The organism is Tenacibaculum sp. SDUM215027 (assembly GCF_050566205.1).
In the GTDB taxonomy this organism is placed as follows: Bacteria; Bacteroidota; Bacteroidia; order Flavobacteriales; family Flavobacteriaceae; genus Polaribacter.
On the sequence record NZ_JBNXUE010000002.1, the window covers coordinates 386,133 to 403,500 of the forward strand.

Here is a 17,368-nt window from a genome sequence, read left to right on the forward strand (position 1 = left end):
TAGATAGAAATCTGTTTTATAAACGTAGTAAACCGTTATAAATTCGAAGTGAAGAACTATTTTAAAAAAGGGTTAGATAAGAAAGTAAAATTAAAATCTATAATAACCCTAAATAAATAGCATGTTTTGTAAGCCCTGCAAGGTTTTTAGCATCTAATTTTAATAACAAATTTTTTCGATAGGTTTCAACTGTGTGTTTGCTTATAAAGAGTTTTTCAGCAATTTCTTTAGTTGTATATTCTCGTGCTATCAATTCTAAAACTTCTAGCTCTCTTGAACTTAATGGTGTTTCTTTGGTTTCTTGTACTGTAAACAAACTTTTTTTATAAGTGTTAAGTATTGTATGAGAAAAATAATTTTCACCTGCTAAAATAGTTTTTACCGCTTTTAGTAATTCGGCTTTTGAGGCATTTTTTTGCACATAACCATAAACACCGTTTTGTTTTAATTGATGAAACATATTTGAATTATTATGCATACTTACCATAAGCATCTTTATGTGAGGAAAGTCATTTTTTATACAACGGCTCAATGCGATGCCATCCATTTCAGGCATGGATATATCTGAAATAATTAAATCTATAGCGTTTGTAGATTTTAAATATTTCAGTACTGTTTTAGGTTTGTCAGTTTTTAAAACAATATCAACTGTAGGTATGTCTTCAAAAATGCTAATCAAGCCATCTATAAACATTTTATGATCATCAACTATAATTATTTTATGTGTCATGAGGTTGGGATTTTATAGGTATAACAATGTTTACAAGTGTGCCGTGGTTTGGTTTTGAGTCTATTGTCGTTGTTCCTTTTAATAAGTTTATGCGTTCTTTTATATTGTGAATGCCAATACCTTTCATTTCTTCATTATAAACAAACCCTTTGCCGTTATCTTCAAATAGAAGGTTAATTATATCCGTATGTGCGTTTAATTGAATTTCAATTATAGATGCTTCAGCATGTTTTATAACATTATTTATTAACTCTTGTAGTATTTTATATAAATGTGTTTGTATAGTGTTATTTGCTTTGTTGATGAGTGATTCATTAAAAAATGATGTTTCTATTTTCAAGTGTGTTGAAGCGGCTATTTTTTGTCGGTAGTTTTTAATAAGCTGTGTAAATTGTTGATTGGCTATTTTTTTTGAAAGCAAATCATGAGAAATGTGACGTACCTGATTATAGGTTTCGTCTAGGTGATCGATAATACTTGATAGTTTAGGCTCTTTTGAAGACAAGTGGTCTAACTGTAGTTTAATTCCGGCTAGACTTCCGCCAACAGCGTCGTGTAACTCTTGAGCTATACGTTTTCGTTCCTTTTCTTGTCCTTCTATAGAGGCTTTAATATTTTTTAACTCTTGTTCTTTTTTAAGATTAGATATTTGCTTGACGTTTAATTCTTTTTGGTTTTTAGCTAATTCTTTTTGGGTTTTTAATTTTTGATAATATACCAACAATAATATGCTTAAAGGAATGCTAAAAATAACAAACCCTATAAGATAGGCATTTTTTAATTGCTGTGATTTACTAGCTTCAGTCTTGGCAAGCTCTCTACTTTGTTTTAATAAAATAATTTTACTTTCGTTTTCGCCGCGATCTTTTTGTAATTGAAGAATGGTATTTTGATTTTGTGATGCTTCAAGCTCTTTTTCTAGATTTAGTGTTTTTAAGGTTTTTTCTTTTTGAGAAATTTCTAATTCATTTTTTTTCTTTTGAAGTCTTAAAAGTGCAATTTCTTGTTGTTTCTTTTTGGTTTCATAAGCTATTTTTAATTCTTCAAATTGCTTGTTTTTTTTTGTGTTAAAGAGACTGTCTTTAACTGTTGCTACTTTTTTTAAGTACAAGATGCTTTTTTCATAATCGCCAACGTTTTCATATACTAAAGCATAGGTGTTATATAAATTCAACTGATAGTTTAGAGAAGGCTCTTTTTTTAAAAAAGTGGCTGCTTTATCTAAATACGGTATTGCTTTTAAGCCTTGTTTTGTTTTATTATAGGCAATTGCTAAATGTAATAATGACGATGTAGTTAGTAATTGTGCTCCTAAATTTTTAGAAAGTGTAATGGCTTTTTCATAATATTCAATAGCTTTATTGTAATTTTCAGCTTCAAAAAATAAATTAGCATACCCTATATAAATGTGACATAGAGCAACTTGATTATTGTGTTCAAAAGCCATTTTTTTTGCTTTGTCATACTGTAGTCTTGCTTTGTTTTTTCGGTTTGTTTTTGAGTATACTTCCCCTAGGTTTAGATGTACTCCCAACTTTAAATCTGGGGTCAAATATGCATCTACCGTTTTTTTTAAATAATTTTCAGCTTCATAATAATTTTCTCTTTCTAGCAGCAAAACACCTATTTGGTGTAATATTAGGGCACTACTTTTTTTAGAATATTTTTCAGAGAATTTTAATGCTTTTTGATAATTTTTCATAGCAAGTAAATGCTTTCCTTTACTTTTATATACATCGCCTAGAGCACGGTAATTGTTTGCGTGAAACCTAACTCTTTTTGTACTGTCACAACGGTTTATGAGTGGGATATTTTTTAGTAAAATCGATGCGGCTTTGGTAAAGTGTCCCTGACTATTTAAAGCTACAGCCTTTGCATATTTGACTTGGATGAGCATTGGTAAAGGAGGATTTAATAAAGCTGCGGAATCTAGTGCTTTTATGCCTTCTTGGTAGTTTTGTTTTTGATCAATAAGAGTTAGCCCTTTTTGAAACCACTGTGTTGCTGTTGTAGGTTGTTGAGACCAGCATAGTTGCATAAGCAAAAACGCTAGTATGGATAAGTGGATATTTTTAAATTGTTGTAACACGAAATACAAGTGTTTTTTGTAGTAAAAAAGCTAATATAAATGAATTATTTTTATTCACAGAGAGGTATGCGATCTCGATCTCTAACGGGCTTTATGACATAAACACTTCCTTCAAGACACATCAGTGTTTGCCGCTCGTTGTTACTAAATGTTATTGGGTATAGTGTTATATTCGTGTTGTTGGTAGCTGTTCTAAAATAAATGTAGGTATTATCAAGCCATATTTTAAGATATTGATGCCCGCTCCATGTTCGTTCTGTTTTAGGACCCGTTGGGTGTAAGGCAAAAACTTGTAATGGGTTTAAACTATTTAGATGGAGTTTGTCTTTAGATTCATATACTTTTTTTATGAGTGGCTTTGAGGTGTTTTCAAAATAATCCTTTAAAGGATGAATGGCTACGGCATGTTTTCTTATAGAATCACGAAAGTTTTTTTGAGGATTAACTTGTGAAAGAATGACTGTACCGTTTCTAGAAACAATTACATCGGTTGGTGGATATATATCAGAAAATTTAGACTGGCTTAAATTATTGATTTTATATTGATTAGTTTTGTCTTGAAGTCCATTGGCAGCAAACACGAATTGCTCGTTTAAGGTATCTAGCATCACATAAGAAACGTCATTTTTATTAAAATAACCACCGCCTTTAGTTATTTGTGATAAATAGTTAGATTTAAATACGAGTTCTATAGTATAATCTCTAGTGTTAATTTGCTCCTCTAAAAGCGGGTATTTTATATTGTATAGCTTTGCAATTAACTGATTTCCTAAATAATAAAGTAAGGGACTTAAAACAATTAGGAGCAAGATATGTCTTTTTTTGTAAGCCATGATATGAGTGTTTGGTGACTATTATTTGAGTTTACAACAGTCATTCTGTGAGCTTGTTGATGTGTTACTTTCCATACTTTCAATTAAACTTAAAATTTCTAAATTATTTTCATCGGTAAGTTTTCCGTAGAAATGTTTTTCTTGCCCTTTAGTATCAGATTGATAGAGCAGTGTTTTTCGGTCAAGACGTTTTAATTTATTAAAGGGTAGTTTCTTGTTAGTTGTTGAAATGAAGTTTATCACAGGTTTATTTTCTACCCACACGATGTTATAAATCTTATTTGTAATATTGTTTTTTATATATCCAGTGCCATTTTTGTTTAGATGTAGTGTTATTTGGGGTGTTATCCCTTTTAAATAGTAATAGGTTGTATAGGTAATTTGCTTTTCGGCAGCTTGTATTTTACGTTTTAACTCATTTTCTTTATGTATTTGTTTTTTGAAAATTTCATATTGTTTTTTAGGTATTTTGGTTTGTGAAATTTGCAATTTAGGTAATCCTGCTTCTTGATTATTATGCCTTTCCATTTGAGATGTGTTATTGCAAGAAGCAAGCAATGCAACATAAAGTAGTATCATATGTAAACGACCTGTTTTCAAAAGATATATATGTTTTTAATAAAAACTTTGAGCTGCCAGCCGGCCTCTTCTAAAATGACCTAAAAAAAAGCTATCATCACTTTTTAGTGTGTCTTCAAAATGTTTCAAAGGCGTCACCTCTAGTCCTAATTGCAAATATTCTGTGAGGGTTATGCTTCGTGGCAATGTTCTAATCAACCGGATTAAAATTTTGTTTTTGTCAGGGTTATAATTTAGTATGGCAAAACTATATAAGGTAAAATGATTGGTTTTATGTAGTGGTTGGTTGAGTATTTTTAAACTCTTAACAACCGATTTACACGCTTTAAGCTTTTGCATATCAATGTTTTTTAAAGTGTTGATGTATGCGTCGTTTTTTAGTGCATTAAGCAATGACGTTTCATCAACAAGATCTAAAATACTATAGGGTTTTTGCGTTTTTAAATTTAGTGTTTGTATAATGCTATTTTGAACGCTATACCCACCATGAGGAAAGGCATAGGTGTTTTTTTCATAAGATAAAATAGAGCCTACCAACGATAAGGGCGTGTAAAATATGTCGAAAGAAGTATCGCCATCTTCTTTTTGTAAACGGTCTAATTCTTTGTTAGTATTATAAATAATAGTGTTTTTATAGACCGCTTTTTGATAGGTAAGCGATATGAAACCTGATTTATAAAGCGTCGTGTCTTTAGGTGTTTTTTGAGCATAAGTCTGTAAAAAAGCAGCCCAAAGGCATACCATAACTAACTGTGTTTTGAGTTTAAAAGTGAGCATAAAAAAACAGATGTTAGTTATTCATAATATAAATGCATGGCCATGGCTCAGGTTTTATTTTTAGTGGCATGTAACGCTTTACTCAAGGCGTTTACTTTCTTACTATCATAATGAAACATCATGGAAAGTTCAATAGAGAGGCGCAGGCATTCTGTATCTTCTTCCTTATACAGAGAAAACGACTTTGAGTCGAATTTAAAGTGTTCCATACCTAAATCGGTGCTTGTTTTTTGTATCTGATTTATATAGTTTTGAAATATATCGCCTACATTTTCGTTTTCTGTTATTAAACGCGATGTGTTTATTGACATACGTGCAAGTTCTTTTTCTTTAGAAACCCTAAAACTGTTTTGACTATACGTTGCTTTAATAGTTACTATAGATAGCAACCAAATACATACTATTTTGTGATGTGTTTTCATACGATTGTTTTTTTCAAAAGTATGATGCTTTTTAAGCTTAAAAATCCCTGTTTTCAGGGGTTTTCATTTTTTTTAGGAAATTATCACTATTATTCATTAATGGCTTGTTTGGCGCTGTCAATAAGTAACTTGTAATCAAGAATCGCTTTTTTATGAGTGCTAAACACGCGTGTTCCTGCTTCTTTTGTGATTTTTTTTTGCTGTTCCCAGTTTAGAATGTCGTGCGTAACTTTATAGGCGTTGTTCAGTTTTTTGTAATTTAATCCAGTAGGTGTTTCTGCAAAATTATCTTCGGTTTCTATAATTTTAATAGGAGTATTGTTTGTTAAATACACAGTAGTTTGTATTCTACCGTAAGAAACTCCTATTTCTTCAACTATTTTGGAAATTTTGCGCCTCTTATGCCAGATTTTTAAATGGTAACCACCATCTAAAGTCGTTTTTATTTGTTTTAATTGATTTTGTTCGGTTAGAGTGAATGTTGTATCGGCTTCTATTTGCAGTATGTTATTAGAAATTTCTTCTAGGGTTACGTTTTGAGCAAACGTGCTTACACATGCTATAAGTAGGAGGGTAGTGATTGTTTTTCTTATCATTTAAAGTTTTTATACATCGTAAAAAATGATTGATACAAATTTAGATTTTAGTTAAAAAGAAAATATCCCTTTTTTCAGGGATTCTAGTTATGAAAAATGAATAGACATTTGACATCGTTTTACAATACAACTCATAATTTACTACCCAAATGAACACACTTTACATAATCTTTGTTTTTGCAGCACTATTTTATTCGCTTTACAATGCCATAATTTATCAAAAAAGAAGAAATAAAGACAACAAAACCGCCAAAAAAGCTATAAATACACTTATGTATCACCGCGAGCTTACCGAAAAGGAGTGTGCGTTACTAGACGATTTGCAAACACAAAAAAAATATAAAAAAACACATAAGCGTCTAGATAATAAGGTATATTTATTAAAAGGTAAGTTTGATCGTCATGGTATAAAAACTCGCCACAATACTATATGGCATAATTTAATTGGAGGGCTAGAAGTAACTTTAGATGATCGAGGGTTTGATTATTTGAAGGAATATAATACTGCTGAAGTGATTAAAACCGATAAACTTCCAGTAGTTATAAGTTTAAACGAGAGTTTTTCTCTTTTAAACTATATAATTACTGAAAAACAAATAGAAAAAGGAGAAGTAGGGAAGATTGCAGGAAGTGATGTTGAGCTTATTCATAATCGTAAGCAAACAAGTCATGAAGTTCAAGCTGTTGAAAAAGCATGGAAAGGTACTATAGGTGCTTTTCTAATGATTCCAGCCTTGTTCTTCATGGCACTCACAGCACTTTGGGACGTTTATAGCATCTACGGAGCGATTCCAGGAGGGCTTCTATTTGTAGTAGCGTTTTACTTTCTTTGGCGTAAACCAAAGTTATCAAAACCGGATGATGTGCGTACGCTAAAAGGCGTTGTTACCTATTCTGCAACAGTAGATGCCTCTCAAAATGTACAACAAGTAAAACCCTTTATGGGAACTACAGAATTGAAATTTGAAAATAGGTATTGGCTCCCGTTTATGTTAGCTGATGGAAAAGATGATGATGATACACTTGTTGAAGTAGATGTTACTAAAGATGGCAGGTTAATGCGTTTTGGAACTTATTTATCACTAGAAACTGAAGAAAAGAAGTATCCATCTCTACCTTGGTATCGTCATGTTATTATGACGGTAACTGCAATTATGGCGCTTATTATAAGCTTGCTTTCAGTGCAGGAATTAACTAACAACATAAGACCTAGTGCAGAGTATTATTTAGCTATTCTTAAACAATTGTACTTGTATGCGCCCGCAATATTTATGGTTTTAAACCTCATCTTAATAATTATCCATGCGCCATTAGCATACAAAAGTTATCACTATAACAAGCAACGAAACATGAACATCCAGAAATACTATGAAAATCTAATTCCTCTTACAGAATAACACCAGTCTAAACCTATTTTATTTTTTAAAACATTGATTGTTATGGGGTTATGTCCGTTCGCTTTTTTTAGTATAAGAATAAAGGCACATATAATTAATTGCAAATCAATAAAATATATAACTGCATGAATATTCTCAAGCCAATAGACTCTAATAGACATAAGTAAGCTAATCATTTGCATTTCTGTTATAAAAAATTCTCCTATTGCTGATATATGGCGGATCAAATTATAATCAATAATATAGAGGCACTTTATTAAAAGACAAATAAATAACAAATTCCAACTCATTTTTATAAGCATATAGAACATAATTAAAATAATAGGTGTTATGATGTCCCCTAATAATAGTACAAAATCATAGGGCCTAAAGGGGGGATTCATAGTTTGAACCAAATGCGATAATATAGTAGTAGTTGGCGTCAATATAAAGAGCATGCAACGAAAACAGACCTAAAGTAATCGTCACAAATGCTATAATTTTTTAGGGCGTATTAACAGGGTTTAGAAACGATTGTATTTGTTTTCTGCGAGCTCTTGCTTTTTGAATTTGCTTTTTTCGTGAAGTATGGTTACAAGTTTGCTATTAGAATATGTCTTGTATAGGCTTTGTAATTCACTCATAGCAGTTTCATTTTATGTAAACACATACAAAGTTTTTATTTAAAACTTTTTGGACGACGATTTATTTGTAGGTCGTTACTAGTGGCATTTTTCCATTGTTTGATGTCTAACCCTAAAACAGTATTAATTTGTTTTAGTTTTTCAAGACCTTCAAGTTGGTTGTCTTTTTTGCACGGAAAACCAAATTCAAATACTAATTGACCTTGTTGATAAAACCCAAAAAGATAGGTTTTATAGCCACAGCTTACCCAATAAACAGCGGCTTTATACTTGGTATTTTTTTCATATGAAAATGTTTCAGACAAACTAGCTGTATAAACTTCATTAGAGGCATTGACACCAGAAAATATAATATTACCACGTTCACTATAATAGTTTTTTAAAAACAATTCGGTTGGCTGGTATAACAGCATACCATACATAAACGATTCGCCCCAAAGCGTGTCTTTAAAAACTACAGCTTCTTCTTGATATACATTGGCGTGCTCTTTGCTGGTATCTTTTTTAAAATCTTTAAACTTTCCCATAAATGGAAACACTTGTTCAAGATTGGTAAATACATAGCTGTCATCATTATTATCAATAACCCATTCGTTATTAAAGGGCGCTTTTTGTAGCCAACCTTTTAAGTTTTTATTGGTAAGGTTTGCAACATCGTCATCCCATTCTAAAGGCTTTTTTGTGTTGCAAGACATGAAAGTGATTGTTATTGTAAATAGTAGTATGATGGTTTTAGTGTTCATATATTTTATGTGATTAATTGATTGTGTTTGGTATGTTTTGTAGTATAGTTTTTTTAATATCAGCTCTATCGGTTTTATGAAATTCTTTTTAATGAAAGCTTTATTTTTTTGAATTATAGTAGTGGTCATGGCGATATTGTTCATACCTTTTATGCGGGTGTGGGCTTAGTTTGGTTTCTAAAATATTGCTTCTAATCCATTGAGTATTTGTTTTGTCTAAATAAGCTCTAGAAGTAATGGTATAGTTATTTGTTTTTGTTGATATAATTCGTGTTCTTCCCATGAATCATTGGTGTTCAGTTGAATTACAGTGTCTTATTTTTTTTAGTTGTGTTTGATATAAAGTCTCCTTCGGCATAGTTAAATGTTTGGTTCAAGACCATTGTTAAATAATCAGGGCTCATGTACATTTTTAACTCTTGAATAGGGTCTCCATGCCGTAAGTCTACTTTGTTTTTGTAATCTTCCCAAGAAATTTTTCCCGATAAAAGTTTAAAATTACCATCTGAAGTTCTTTCAAACAAAAATTGATTCCCTTTAAGTTTCTTATAGTGTTTTAATACCTTGTTTAGTTGTTCTTGCTTTTCTTTTTCAAAAGTAATTACACCAAAAGAGTTGCTAACATATCTTGTAGTATCCACACGGGTATTGTAAACAAATGAGCAAATAGGAGCAGGTACTTGTATCGTAAAGTCTTTTAATTCAACAACGTACTTATCTTCTTCGTTTTTTGAAATCTTAAGCTCTAATTCATGATTGATTACAGACGGGTTTCGGGAGGTAATATATGTATCTCCATCACCTTCTTTTCTTTGTGTGGAAAGGTTATAGGTTCCATTTATTTTATTGGGTTGCGTTATTAAAACTGTATGCTTCGTTTCGCTGCTTTTATTATTACCATCTTTACAAGCTATTAATGTTGCGAAAAATAGTAGAACAAATAAAAATTGACTATTGTGATTTTTCATTGTGAATAAATTTAATATCGATGATTATTTTTTTTGATGTAAGCTTTTATTCTGAGCAATTCCCGTTTAAGATATCTTCAGATGTTGGGTTATAACTATTGAGCCTAGCTCTAAAATTATATGATGGATTATTATTTTGTTCTACAAAGCTTGTCAAGGCACAGAAGTTAGAAAGCGAATTGTTTGAAACAAGATCAATAACAGATGAACTTGTAAGGCTGTTAATACCTGTAAGACTTTTTAAGTTAATATTATTTAGAACCAAGAATTCTGATACTTCAGTTAAATTTTCTAACCCTGACAAATCAATTAAGCCCTTATTATCATTTATAAAAAACTGCCCTTTAATTGTTGTTAACCCATTTAAACTAACTAATGAAGTTAAGTTGTCATTATTTTTAATAATAAAGTTTTCTGATACTAGAAATAAATTTTCAAGACCAGATAAAGAAGATAGTTCAAAATTATTTTTAATCTCTATAAATCCTATTTTCCGAATATTTTCTAAACCATCTAAAGACTTTAAGTTATGATTGTTATTTATTAAAATACCATTTACTTCTTCTAAGTTAGCTAACGGCTTTAAATCTTCAACTTTATTGGTGTATTTTATAATTAAATTACCATTTATAGTTTTTAATGCTTTTGTTTTTGGGGTGTTTAAATCTTCTAAAGATCGGATTTCAAGATCACCATCTAAATGAGAGTTTATGTTTTTTGTTGAGTCGTCATCACTACACGCTAATAGTGTAATTGAGATTAAAAAAAAGGTAAGTCTTTTCATTTTTAACTGGTTTATATTACCAATCAAAAATAAAAGTACTATGTTAGATCCATTTCCCTGAAAACAGGGATATTTATATATTATATAAATTTTTTTAGAAATGTATTGTAATAAGGACATTATACCAATTTTCACTATACTCACCTAAACCATCAGTGTATTGTTTAATTGATTATCGCCTTTTTTTATGAAATTTAGAACAAATGCGTCATCATTTATTTCTTCTTCTCCCCAGTCATAATCGTTTAATTGATACCATTCTAAAAATTTATTCAGGCAAGAAAATCTTGGCATTAAGATACCTTCATCATGTAATATTTCACAAACAATGGGTTCTTGATGTTCTTTTCCAAACGCCCAATACAAGCCAAAATAATCACCATTGCCAAAGTTAGCTTCCTTAAATTTATAAAAACCGTTAGGAGGGAAAGGGCCTGTTTCGTTATCTTCAATTAAGTTGATTTTATCTATGTTTTTAGGGGGTTTCATGCTAGTGAATTTATTTTATTTTTTTGTGAAAACTATAGATTAAGAGTACGCTAGATCTAGGTGCTAAATCAAAACGTTTTAATGATAAAAGCTGTTGTTCGTTATAGTCTTTATAAAGTGAAGGCTTAATTGCTGTATGTGAAATTAACTGTAAGTCTTGGTTATATATTTTAATTGACACAGTGCTATCTTGCTTACTTAATAAAAAATATTTTTCTGATTCAAATCTAGTCATACCACTTAACCAAACCTCACCTGTTTGTAAATCACCATCTTTAAAAACGGCAATATGTTTGGGTTTGTTGTTGTGGTATTTAATGACTTCTCCATGCAACTGATCATATTTTTCTGAATATGAAAGCAATTTATTGTCTTTTAAATCATAAACAGTAACCTCTTTTGTTGCTTTATCTTTATGATTGATAATGGTTTTAATAGTTTGGTAGGTATTATTATGCGTTTTTACATCTGTATGATTTGTTTCTTTAACGATATTCCCGTTTACATAAACCTTTTCATCGTTAAATCTATTAACAGTAACACCTTCAAATGGCTTGTCGTTTTTATAGAGTAGGCGATAGGTTTTATTGGTTTTTTCATTATAGCTTGTTGCATAGCCTTCTCGTTTTCCGTTTTTGTATAACACCTTTGAAATTTCTTTGCCTACTTTGTTGTATTTAATGGTGTAGCCGTCACGCACCCCCTGTTTATAGTTTTCTTCTTTTTGCTGAATATTTTTTGATCCATAAGACGTTCTAACGCCTCCCCATGTAATGAATGCGCCGTGTTTTTCGCCGTTTTCATAATGGCCTTGTTTGCGAATGGTTTTTTCATCACCTGTATAGTCTATGTAAATGCCGTGTTTTTTACCTTCTTTAAATTCGAATTTTTTATGAGTGTGATAATTGAAGACCGTACCAGACCACGGGTTTCCATTTTTAAATAGGGCTTTACCTATAACAGTACCTTTTTTTGAGTAAAATGTTGATTCGCCATTGGCGATAACATCTTGGCGAAGTACATTTATATATGTTTTTAAGCTTCTGTCATACACTCGCTGATACCGTTTTCCAGCAATAAATTGTCCGTTTTTTTGAGTGCTAACTTCTTTAATATCGTCAGAGTTGTCATAAAACTCATAAAACGTACCTGTTTTGGTTTGATAGTTGAATTCTGAAATTTGCTTGCCATTTTTATTATAAAAGATGCCTTTTTCTTTTTTACCGGTAGCAGGATTAAAAAACAATTCATATTGTTTGTTACCGTTGCTAAAATAAAACGTGTGCTTTAGGGGTTCTTCGTTATTATCATAGAGTATATGCTGCTTAAAACACTTATCCTTTATATAATCAAAAGTTGTTTTTTGTATTTTTTTATAGTTTTTAAAGGTGATTTCATTTGTTATTCTCTGTTTGTGGTCATGCATTACCAAAGTCCCTTCAATAGGCAATGGTGTGTATTCGCCAGTTTCTAGCCTGTCTGGAAAGTACTTCCCTTTTTTTAAACCTACTTTTAAGGTTGCTATGGGATTACCAAGGGTATCGTGGTAGGTAATTACAGAATCTTTTAGTGTAGAGAATAGTTTTCTAGAGTTTATATAAGGGATGGTTGCCTTTATAGGAAAGCTATTTTTATAGGTGATAATTTGATTGTATTTATTACGAATGGTACCATTTAATTCGTTGTCTTTTTTGGTAAATTCACCAATTTTTTTGCCAGTATCAGAATAGCTGATGGTTTTAACAACCTCGAAATCGTCATAAAAATTTTCACGTATTAATACGCCACCATTATATTCTTCGTCTTTTATAAGATACTCACTATCGTACGTTTCAATTTTTTCAATTGTTTTTCCGTCAGGATAGAATGTATAGCGTTTTCCGTTATAATAAAGCAACTTGTTTAACTCACCTTCATATTGCAGTTTGCCCATGACTTTGCCTTTTTCATCATAATAGGTTTTAACTTTTTGAATGGTGTCAAAACTGCTGCGTTTTTGACCGTTAGGGTAGTAGGCTTGGGTGTACAAAGGGTACCCCTCCTTGATGGTAGTGATTTCTTTAGGGCGCACGGGGTTGCTATAATAACTAACAGTAACACCATACTCGTTGCCATTTCTTGGTAGATAATAGGTGCCTATTAGCTTACCATTAGTATCGTAATACATTTTTTTATGGATACGCCCTTTTTTATAGTAATATACTTCACGCGCCCCGTTTTTATCGGTGTCGTAACGTATTTCTTTTATGTGATGGTTGTCTTTATAAGTAATCTCACGAATATTGTAAATACAATAATCATCTGCGCTAGCTTCGTTAATGTATTCTACTCCAGAGATGACCTTTTGAGCAGGCTTATCATCACATTCGACATATTTATAATAGGTGCTCACACCGTTTAGCTTATTATCTTTATAGGTTTCCGTTTGCATAACGTTACCGTCATGTCTGTACCAAGTAGCAGCTCCTTCTAGATGTAGGGCATCTTTAAACTTTGAAAGCCCTGTCATTTGTAAGTTACCGTTTATATAGTAGTCATTTATTCGGTATAAGTTCCTTTTTTCTTTTTTTACGAGTGGTCTGTAAAAGTGGGCTTTATCTTTTGTGGTTTTGTCCCAACCGCCATCAAACCATAAGGTATCTTGTTGTGCAAAAGTCGTGGCAGTAAAAAGTGTTATTAGTAGTGTTATTATAGGTAATTTCATATATGTAGATTCAAAATAAATAATTAGTTTAATATTGCGATGTTATTAGCGTATAGGCTACGGGTAAAAATATAAGCTCGTCACCAGTAGTATCAATTATCAATACTTTTTGTTGGTGTTTTTTAAACAATATATTTAGGTAACTATACACAACAGTTTTATCAGGTTCTTGGTCATATTCGTCATCATTATAGGGTATTTCTTCTTGATGAAAGAACTTGTATATATCTAGTGCATCAAAATAATTAAAAGCATAATCGTTCACATAAATCAATTTTAACGCTTCAAGTTTTTCTGTTATAAAAAATGGCTTCTAACTCACTCATTAAATCTGAGGTAAGCTGTGACTTAAAAAGAAGTTTACAAATGCTATTTAGCGAATTTAAGTGTTCGTTTTTAGTATTCATTAAATCAACTATTTAATTTAAAAAACAAAGATGAAAGAAATAATTGATTTGTACATCCCTGTTTACAGGGAGATGATTGAGTTATTAATTTTAAAAAATGAATAAGGGCATACTTTTTTAAAAACTTATTTGTTCGGTATATGTTTTTTGTTTACTCTATTTTAATGAGTATTACAACAAATTTAAGCAAGAAGTTTTGTGTTAATTAACGCATAATTCATAGAATTATGCGTTAATCTGTATATCACTACACAATAAATGGTTACTTCCCGATACAGAAATTCCCGAAAATATGTCCTAAAATATCTTTGTCTACATCATATTCACCAGTAATATTACCTAGGTGTCGCAAACATTCGCGAATATCAATAGCAAATAAATCAGAAGAAATATCTAATTCAATACCACTCTTAACTGAGTTGATACTTTCTAAAGCTAAAGTTAGAGCTTCGAAGTGGCGAGAGTTAGTTACAATAGTTTCATTATTACTCAAAGCACCAGTATTTACCAATGAAATAAGTTCTTGTTTTAATTCATCAACACCAATGTTTTGTTTAGCAGAAAGTAAAATTAAATTTTCGATTTCTGACTGCAAAATAGAGGAGTCATGACAAGACAAGGTATCAATTTTATTGGCAATAACTAATAAACGTTTGTTAGGAAAACGCTTTTTTATAATTTCAATTTCCTCTAAAAACAACTCTTTTGAGTGTGTATATTTATTAGAGTCGATTAAGAAGATGATTAGTTGTGCATTTTCTGCTTTTTCGTATGTTTTTTTTATACCAATACTTTCAATAACATCTTCGGTTTCTCTAATTCCAGCAGTATCAATAAAACGAAAAACAACACCATCTATAATTAGCTCGTCTTCAATAGCATCACGAGTTGTACCAGCAATATCAGATACAATAGCCTTTTCTTCGTTAAGTAAAGCATTTAATAAAGTAGATTTTCCAACGTTTGGTTCACCGATAATAGCAACAGGAATTCCATTTTTCATAGCATTCCCAAAGGCAAAGGAATCTATTAAACGTTTTAAAACAGCTGATATTTTTGCTACCAATTCTTTAAACTTGGTTCTATCCGCAAACTCTACATCTTCACCAGAAAAATCAAGTTCTAATTCAATTAAAGCAGCAAAATCAAGTAGTTGTCCTCTTAACTCTTTAAGTTCGTTGGTAATTCCCCCACGCATCTGTTGAATTGCCATTTGATGGGAAGCAGCAGAATTAGAAGCAATTACATCGGCCACAGCCTCCGCTTGCGATAAATCCATTTTACCATTTAAAAAAGCACGCATAGTAAACTCACCATTATCGGCCATTCGACAACCATTTTGTAAGAAAAGCTGAATGATTTCTTGTTGAATAAAACTAGAACCATGACACGAAATTTCTACTACATCTTCACCAGTATAAGAGTGCGGATTTTTAAAAATAGATACTAAAACTTGATCAATAACCACTCCATTATTTACAATATGACCTAAGTGTAGGGTATGAGATTTTTGATTTAATAATGATTTATTTTTCTTTATTGAGGTGAAAAATGAATCTACAATTTTTATCGATTTTTCTCCAGAAAGTCTAATAACAGCAATAGCACCAACCCCTGCTGGTGTTGCTAAAGCAATAATTGTATCGTTTTGTATCATACTGCAAAATTACCTAATTAAAAAGGAAGTATTATAAAATACAATGAAGATATTTTTCCCTACGTGAGTGTAGGGGAAAACCCCCTTTTTTAACATTTCATTTTTTAAAATTAAAAATAAACGTTACTTTTGATGTAACAGTTTTTAGAACTTAAAAAACGTTAACCTTTCGAAAATAATATTATTTTCCTTATAAATATTATTTTTTATCCTCACAGAATTTTATTGAATACCTCATGCGCTTGTTTTCATAAACAAGAGTGTTTTATTTATCCCTTTTACCTCTCCCATATTAGATGTTTATATCCCTTTTGCTCATCCCCATAAAGTAGGTTTTAGTTTAAGGCTAGAGTCTTGGTTAATATATTGTTTTCCAATGTTTTTAGAGAACAAAGAATAATTTTAAAAGTTAAGGTATGGGAATGAAAATGACTCATTTAAAAAAACTAATATTTATTGTTTTGCTGTTGTGCGGAGGTCTAGTATTTTCACAGACAACAGTTAATATGGAAGCTCCATGTGATATTTCTGGTTGTGGCGCTCAAGACGTTGAAATAGGAAGTGTTTATATAGGAGATATTAATGGAGATCCAATAACCACATGTACTGTAGGGCAACAACTTTCAGGTGTATATTTATATGTAGATATTTCAAAAGCTGCAAGTAAAATAGACTTATATATGCAATTTTACTTGATGAATGGAACCGATCAAATAGATAAAGACGGAAATGTTTATGTAGGTAGCGATAAAATTAGTGTAGGAATACCAGGATCAATTAGTCCAGGAATTTATCAGATGTTTGAATTGGTAAATTATACTTGTGGTGAAGAGCTAACGTTAACAGATGTATATCTTTCATGGCAAACACCAGGAAGTACTTCAGGACCAGGATGTGCTACGCAAAAGTCAAAATGTTCAGGAGAAAATTTACCACCTATTGATGTACAAACACCAATAGCACCAGATTTTACATTTGAACATAATTGTGGGAGTGGAGGTTTTCAAGGAATAGCATATACAAACACATCAACAGGAGGAGATGGAGTAATAACTTATGAATGGAATTTTGGAACAGATTCTTCACCATCAATGGCAACAACAGAAGGTCCTCATAATGTTAGCTATAGTAGTGGAGGCTCTAAAATTGTAACACTAGTTGTTACAGATGAAGATGGAGATACAAATTCAATAACAAAAAATATTACGATAGACAGTACTCCCACAGCAGCTATTGTAGGAACAGATATTAAATGTAATGGCACAAATGATGGAGAAGGTGATTTAACAGTAACAGCAGGTAAAGCTCCTTACACGTATTTATGGAGTACCGGAGCCACTACAGAAGATGTAAATGATTTAGGAGTAGGGACACACAGTGTTATTGTTACTGATGCGAATAGCTGTGTAGCAGTAGCTGAAGTAACTATTGCAGAACCATCAGTATTGTCACTTTCTTTGTTAGGAAGTGATTTAAGCTGTGGAGGAAGTGACGGAGCTATTGATTTAACAGTATCAGGAGGAACGACAGATTATACTTATTTATGGAATACAGGAGCCACTACAGAAGA

16 protein-coding genes and 1 pseudogene are annotated in these 17,368 nt (G+C 31.3%); 2 read left to right on the plus strand and 15 right to left on the minus strand.

The window, feature by feature from the left end; genetic code table 11:
• Positions 1 to 97 precede the first annotated feature (97 nt).
• The 7 genes from ACQYZ7_RS08020 to ACQYZ7_RS08050 all read right to left on the minus strand — a co-directional run bounded on the left by ACQYZ7_RS08020 (position 98) and on the right by ACQYZ7_RS08050 (position 6,026).
• A complete protein-coding gene (locus tag ACQYZ7_RS08020) occupies positions 98 to 730 on the minus strand; it encodes a response regulator (RefSeq protein WP_430729251.1) in 633 nt (210 codons plus the stop codon).
• Positions 720 to 2,768, minus strand: a complete 2,049-nt coding sequence (locus ACQYZ7_RS08025; protein ID WP_430729252.1) for a tetratricopeptide repeat protein — start codon at positions 2,766 to 2,768, stop codon at positions 720 to 722. The genes ACQYZ7_RS08020 and ACQYZ7_RS08025 overlap by 11 nt, the downstream gene beginning before the upstream one ends.
• Before the next feature lie 101 nt (positions 2,769 to 2,869).
• Positions 2,870 to 3,628 carry a hypothetical protein gene (locus ACQYZ7_RS08030; RefSeq protein WP_430729253.1) on the minus strand — a complete coding sequence of 253 codons (759 nt, stop codon included), beginning with the start codon at positions 3,626 to 3,628 and terminating at the stop codon, positions 2,870 to 2,872.
• Between the two features lie 45 nt (positions 3,629 to 3,673).
• Entirely contained in the window at positions 3,674 to 4,231 is a 558-nt protein-coding gene (locus tag ACQYZ7_RS08035; protein WP_430729254.1) for a hypothetical protein, read from the minus strand.
• Between the two features lie 36 nt (positions 4,232 to 4,267).
• A complete protein-coding gene (locus ACQYZ7_RS08040) occupies positions 4,268 to 4,975 on the minus strand; it encodes a hypothetical protein (protein ID WP_430729255.1) in 708 nt (235 codons plus the stop codon).
• An 80-nt stretch (positions 4,976 to 5,055) separates the two neighbouring features.
• A complete protein-coding gene (locus ACQYZ7_RS08045) occupies positions 5,056 to 5,430 on the minus strand; it encodes a hypothetical protein (RefSeq protein WP_430729256.1) in 375 nt (124 codons plus the stop codon).
• Between the two features lie 89 nt (positions 5,431 to 5,519).
• Complete coding sequence (locus ACQYZ7_RS08050) at positions 5,520 to 6,026, minus strand: hypothetical protein (RefSeq protein ID WP_430729257.1); 507 nt, start codon at positions 6,024 to 6,026, stop codon at positions 5,520 to 5,522.
• 149 nt (positions 6,027 to 6,175) lie between these two features.
• Here ACQYZ7_RS08050 and ACQYZ7_RS08055 point away from each other — a divergent pair, with 149 nt between their 5' ends.
• The gene (locus ACQYZ7_RS08055) at positions 6,176 to 7,423 is read left to right on the plus strand and encodes an IgaA/UmoB family intracellular growth attenuator (protein ID WP_430729258.1); all 1,248 of its coding nucleotides are present in this window, start codon (positions 6,176 to 6,178) and stop codon (positions 7,421 to 7,423) included.
• Positions 7,424 to 8,081: 658 nt separating this feature from the next.
• Here the strand turns inward: ACQYZ7_RS08055 and ACQYZ7_RS08060 are convergent.
• The 8 genes from ACQYZ7_RS08060 to mnmE all read right to left on the minus strand — a co-directional run bounded on the left by ACQYZ7_RS08060 (position 8,082) and on the right by mnmE (position 15,798).
• Positions 8,082 to 8,789, minus strand: coding sequence for a hypothetical protein (locus tag ACQYZ7_RS08060; RefSeq protein ID WP_430729259.1), 708 nt, complete (start codon positions 8,787 to 8,789; stop codon positions 8,082 to 8,084).
• 100 nt (positions 8,790 to 8,889) lie between these two features.
• On the minus strand, positions 8,890 to 9,072 hold the full coding sequence (locus tag ACQYZ7_RS08065; protein WP_430729260.1) for a hypothetical protein: 183 nt from the start codon (positions 9,070 to 9,072) through the stop codon (positions 8,890 to 8,892).
• A 22-nt stretch (positions 9,073 to 9,094) separates the two neighbouring features.
• Positions 9,095 to 9,757: a hypothetical protein gene (locus ACQYZ7_RS08070; protein ID WP_430729261.1), complete on the minus strand. Its 663-nt coding sequence runs from the start codon at positions 9,755 to 9,757 to the stop codon at positions 9,095 to 9,097.
• A 46-nt stretch (positions 9,758 to 9,803) separates the two neighbouring features.
• Entirely contained in the window at positions 9,804 to 10,541 is a 738-nt protein-coding gene (locus tag ACQYZ7_RS08075; RefSeq protein ID WP_430729262.1) for a hypothetical protein, read from the minus strand.
• 144 nt (positions 10,542 to 10,685) lie between these two features.
• Complete coding sequence (locus ACQYZ7_RS08080) at positions 10,686 to 11,030, minus strand: hypothetical protein (RefSeq protein WP_430729263.1); 345 nt, start codon at positions 11,028 to 11,030, stop codon at positions 10,686 to 10,688.
• 10 nt (positions 11,031 to 11,040) lie between these two features.
• Positions 11,041 to 13,734, minus strand: coding sequence for a toxin-antitoxin system YwqK family antitoxin (locus tag ACQYZ7_RS08085; protein ID WP_430729264.1), 2,694 nt, complete (start codon positions 13,732 to 13,734; stop codon positions 11,041 to 11,043).
• Positions 13,735 to 13,762: 28 nt separating this feature from the next.
• Positions 13,763 to 13,999 (minus strand): hypothetical protein, encoded by a 237-nt coding sequence (locus ACQYZ7_RS08090; protein ID WP_430729265.1) that lies wholly within the window; start codon positions 13,997 to 13,999, stop codon positions 13,763 to 13,765.
• A gap of 404 nt (positions 14,000 to 14,403) precedes the next feature.
• Complete coding sequence (mnmE, locus tag ACQYZ7_RS08095) at positions 14,404 to 15,798, minus strand: tRNA uridine-5-carboxymethylaminomethyl(34) synthesis GTPase MnmE (protein ID WP_430729266.1); 1,395 nt, start codon at positions 15,796 to 15,798, stop codon at positions 14,404 to 14,406.
• A gap of 416 nt (positions 15,799 to 16,214) precedes the next feature.
• Between mnmE and ACQYZ7_RS08100 the strand changes: the two are divergent.
• Positions 16,215 to 17,368 (plus strand): annotated as a pseudogene (locus tag ACQYZ7_RS08100) (hypothetical protein); the annotation flags it as partial.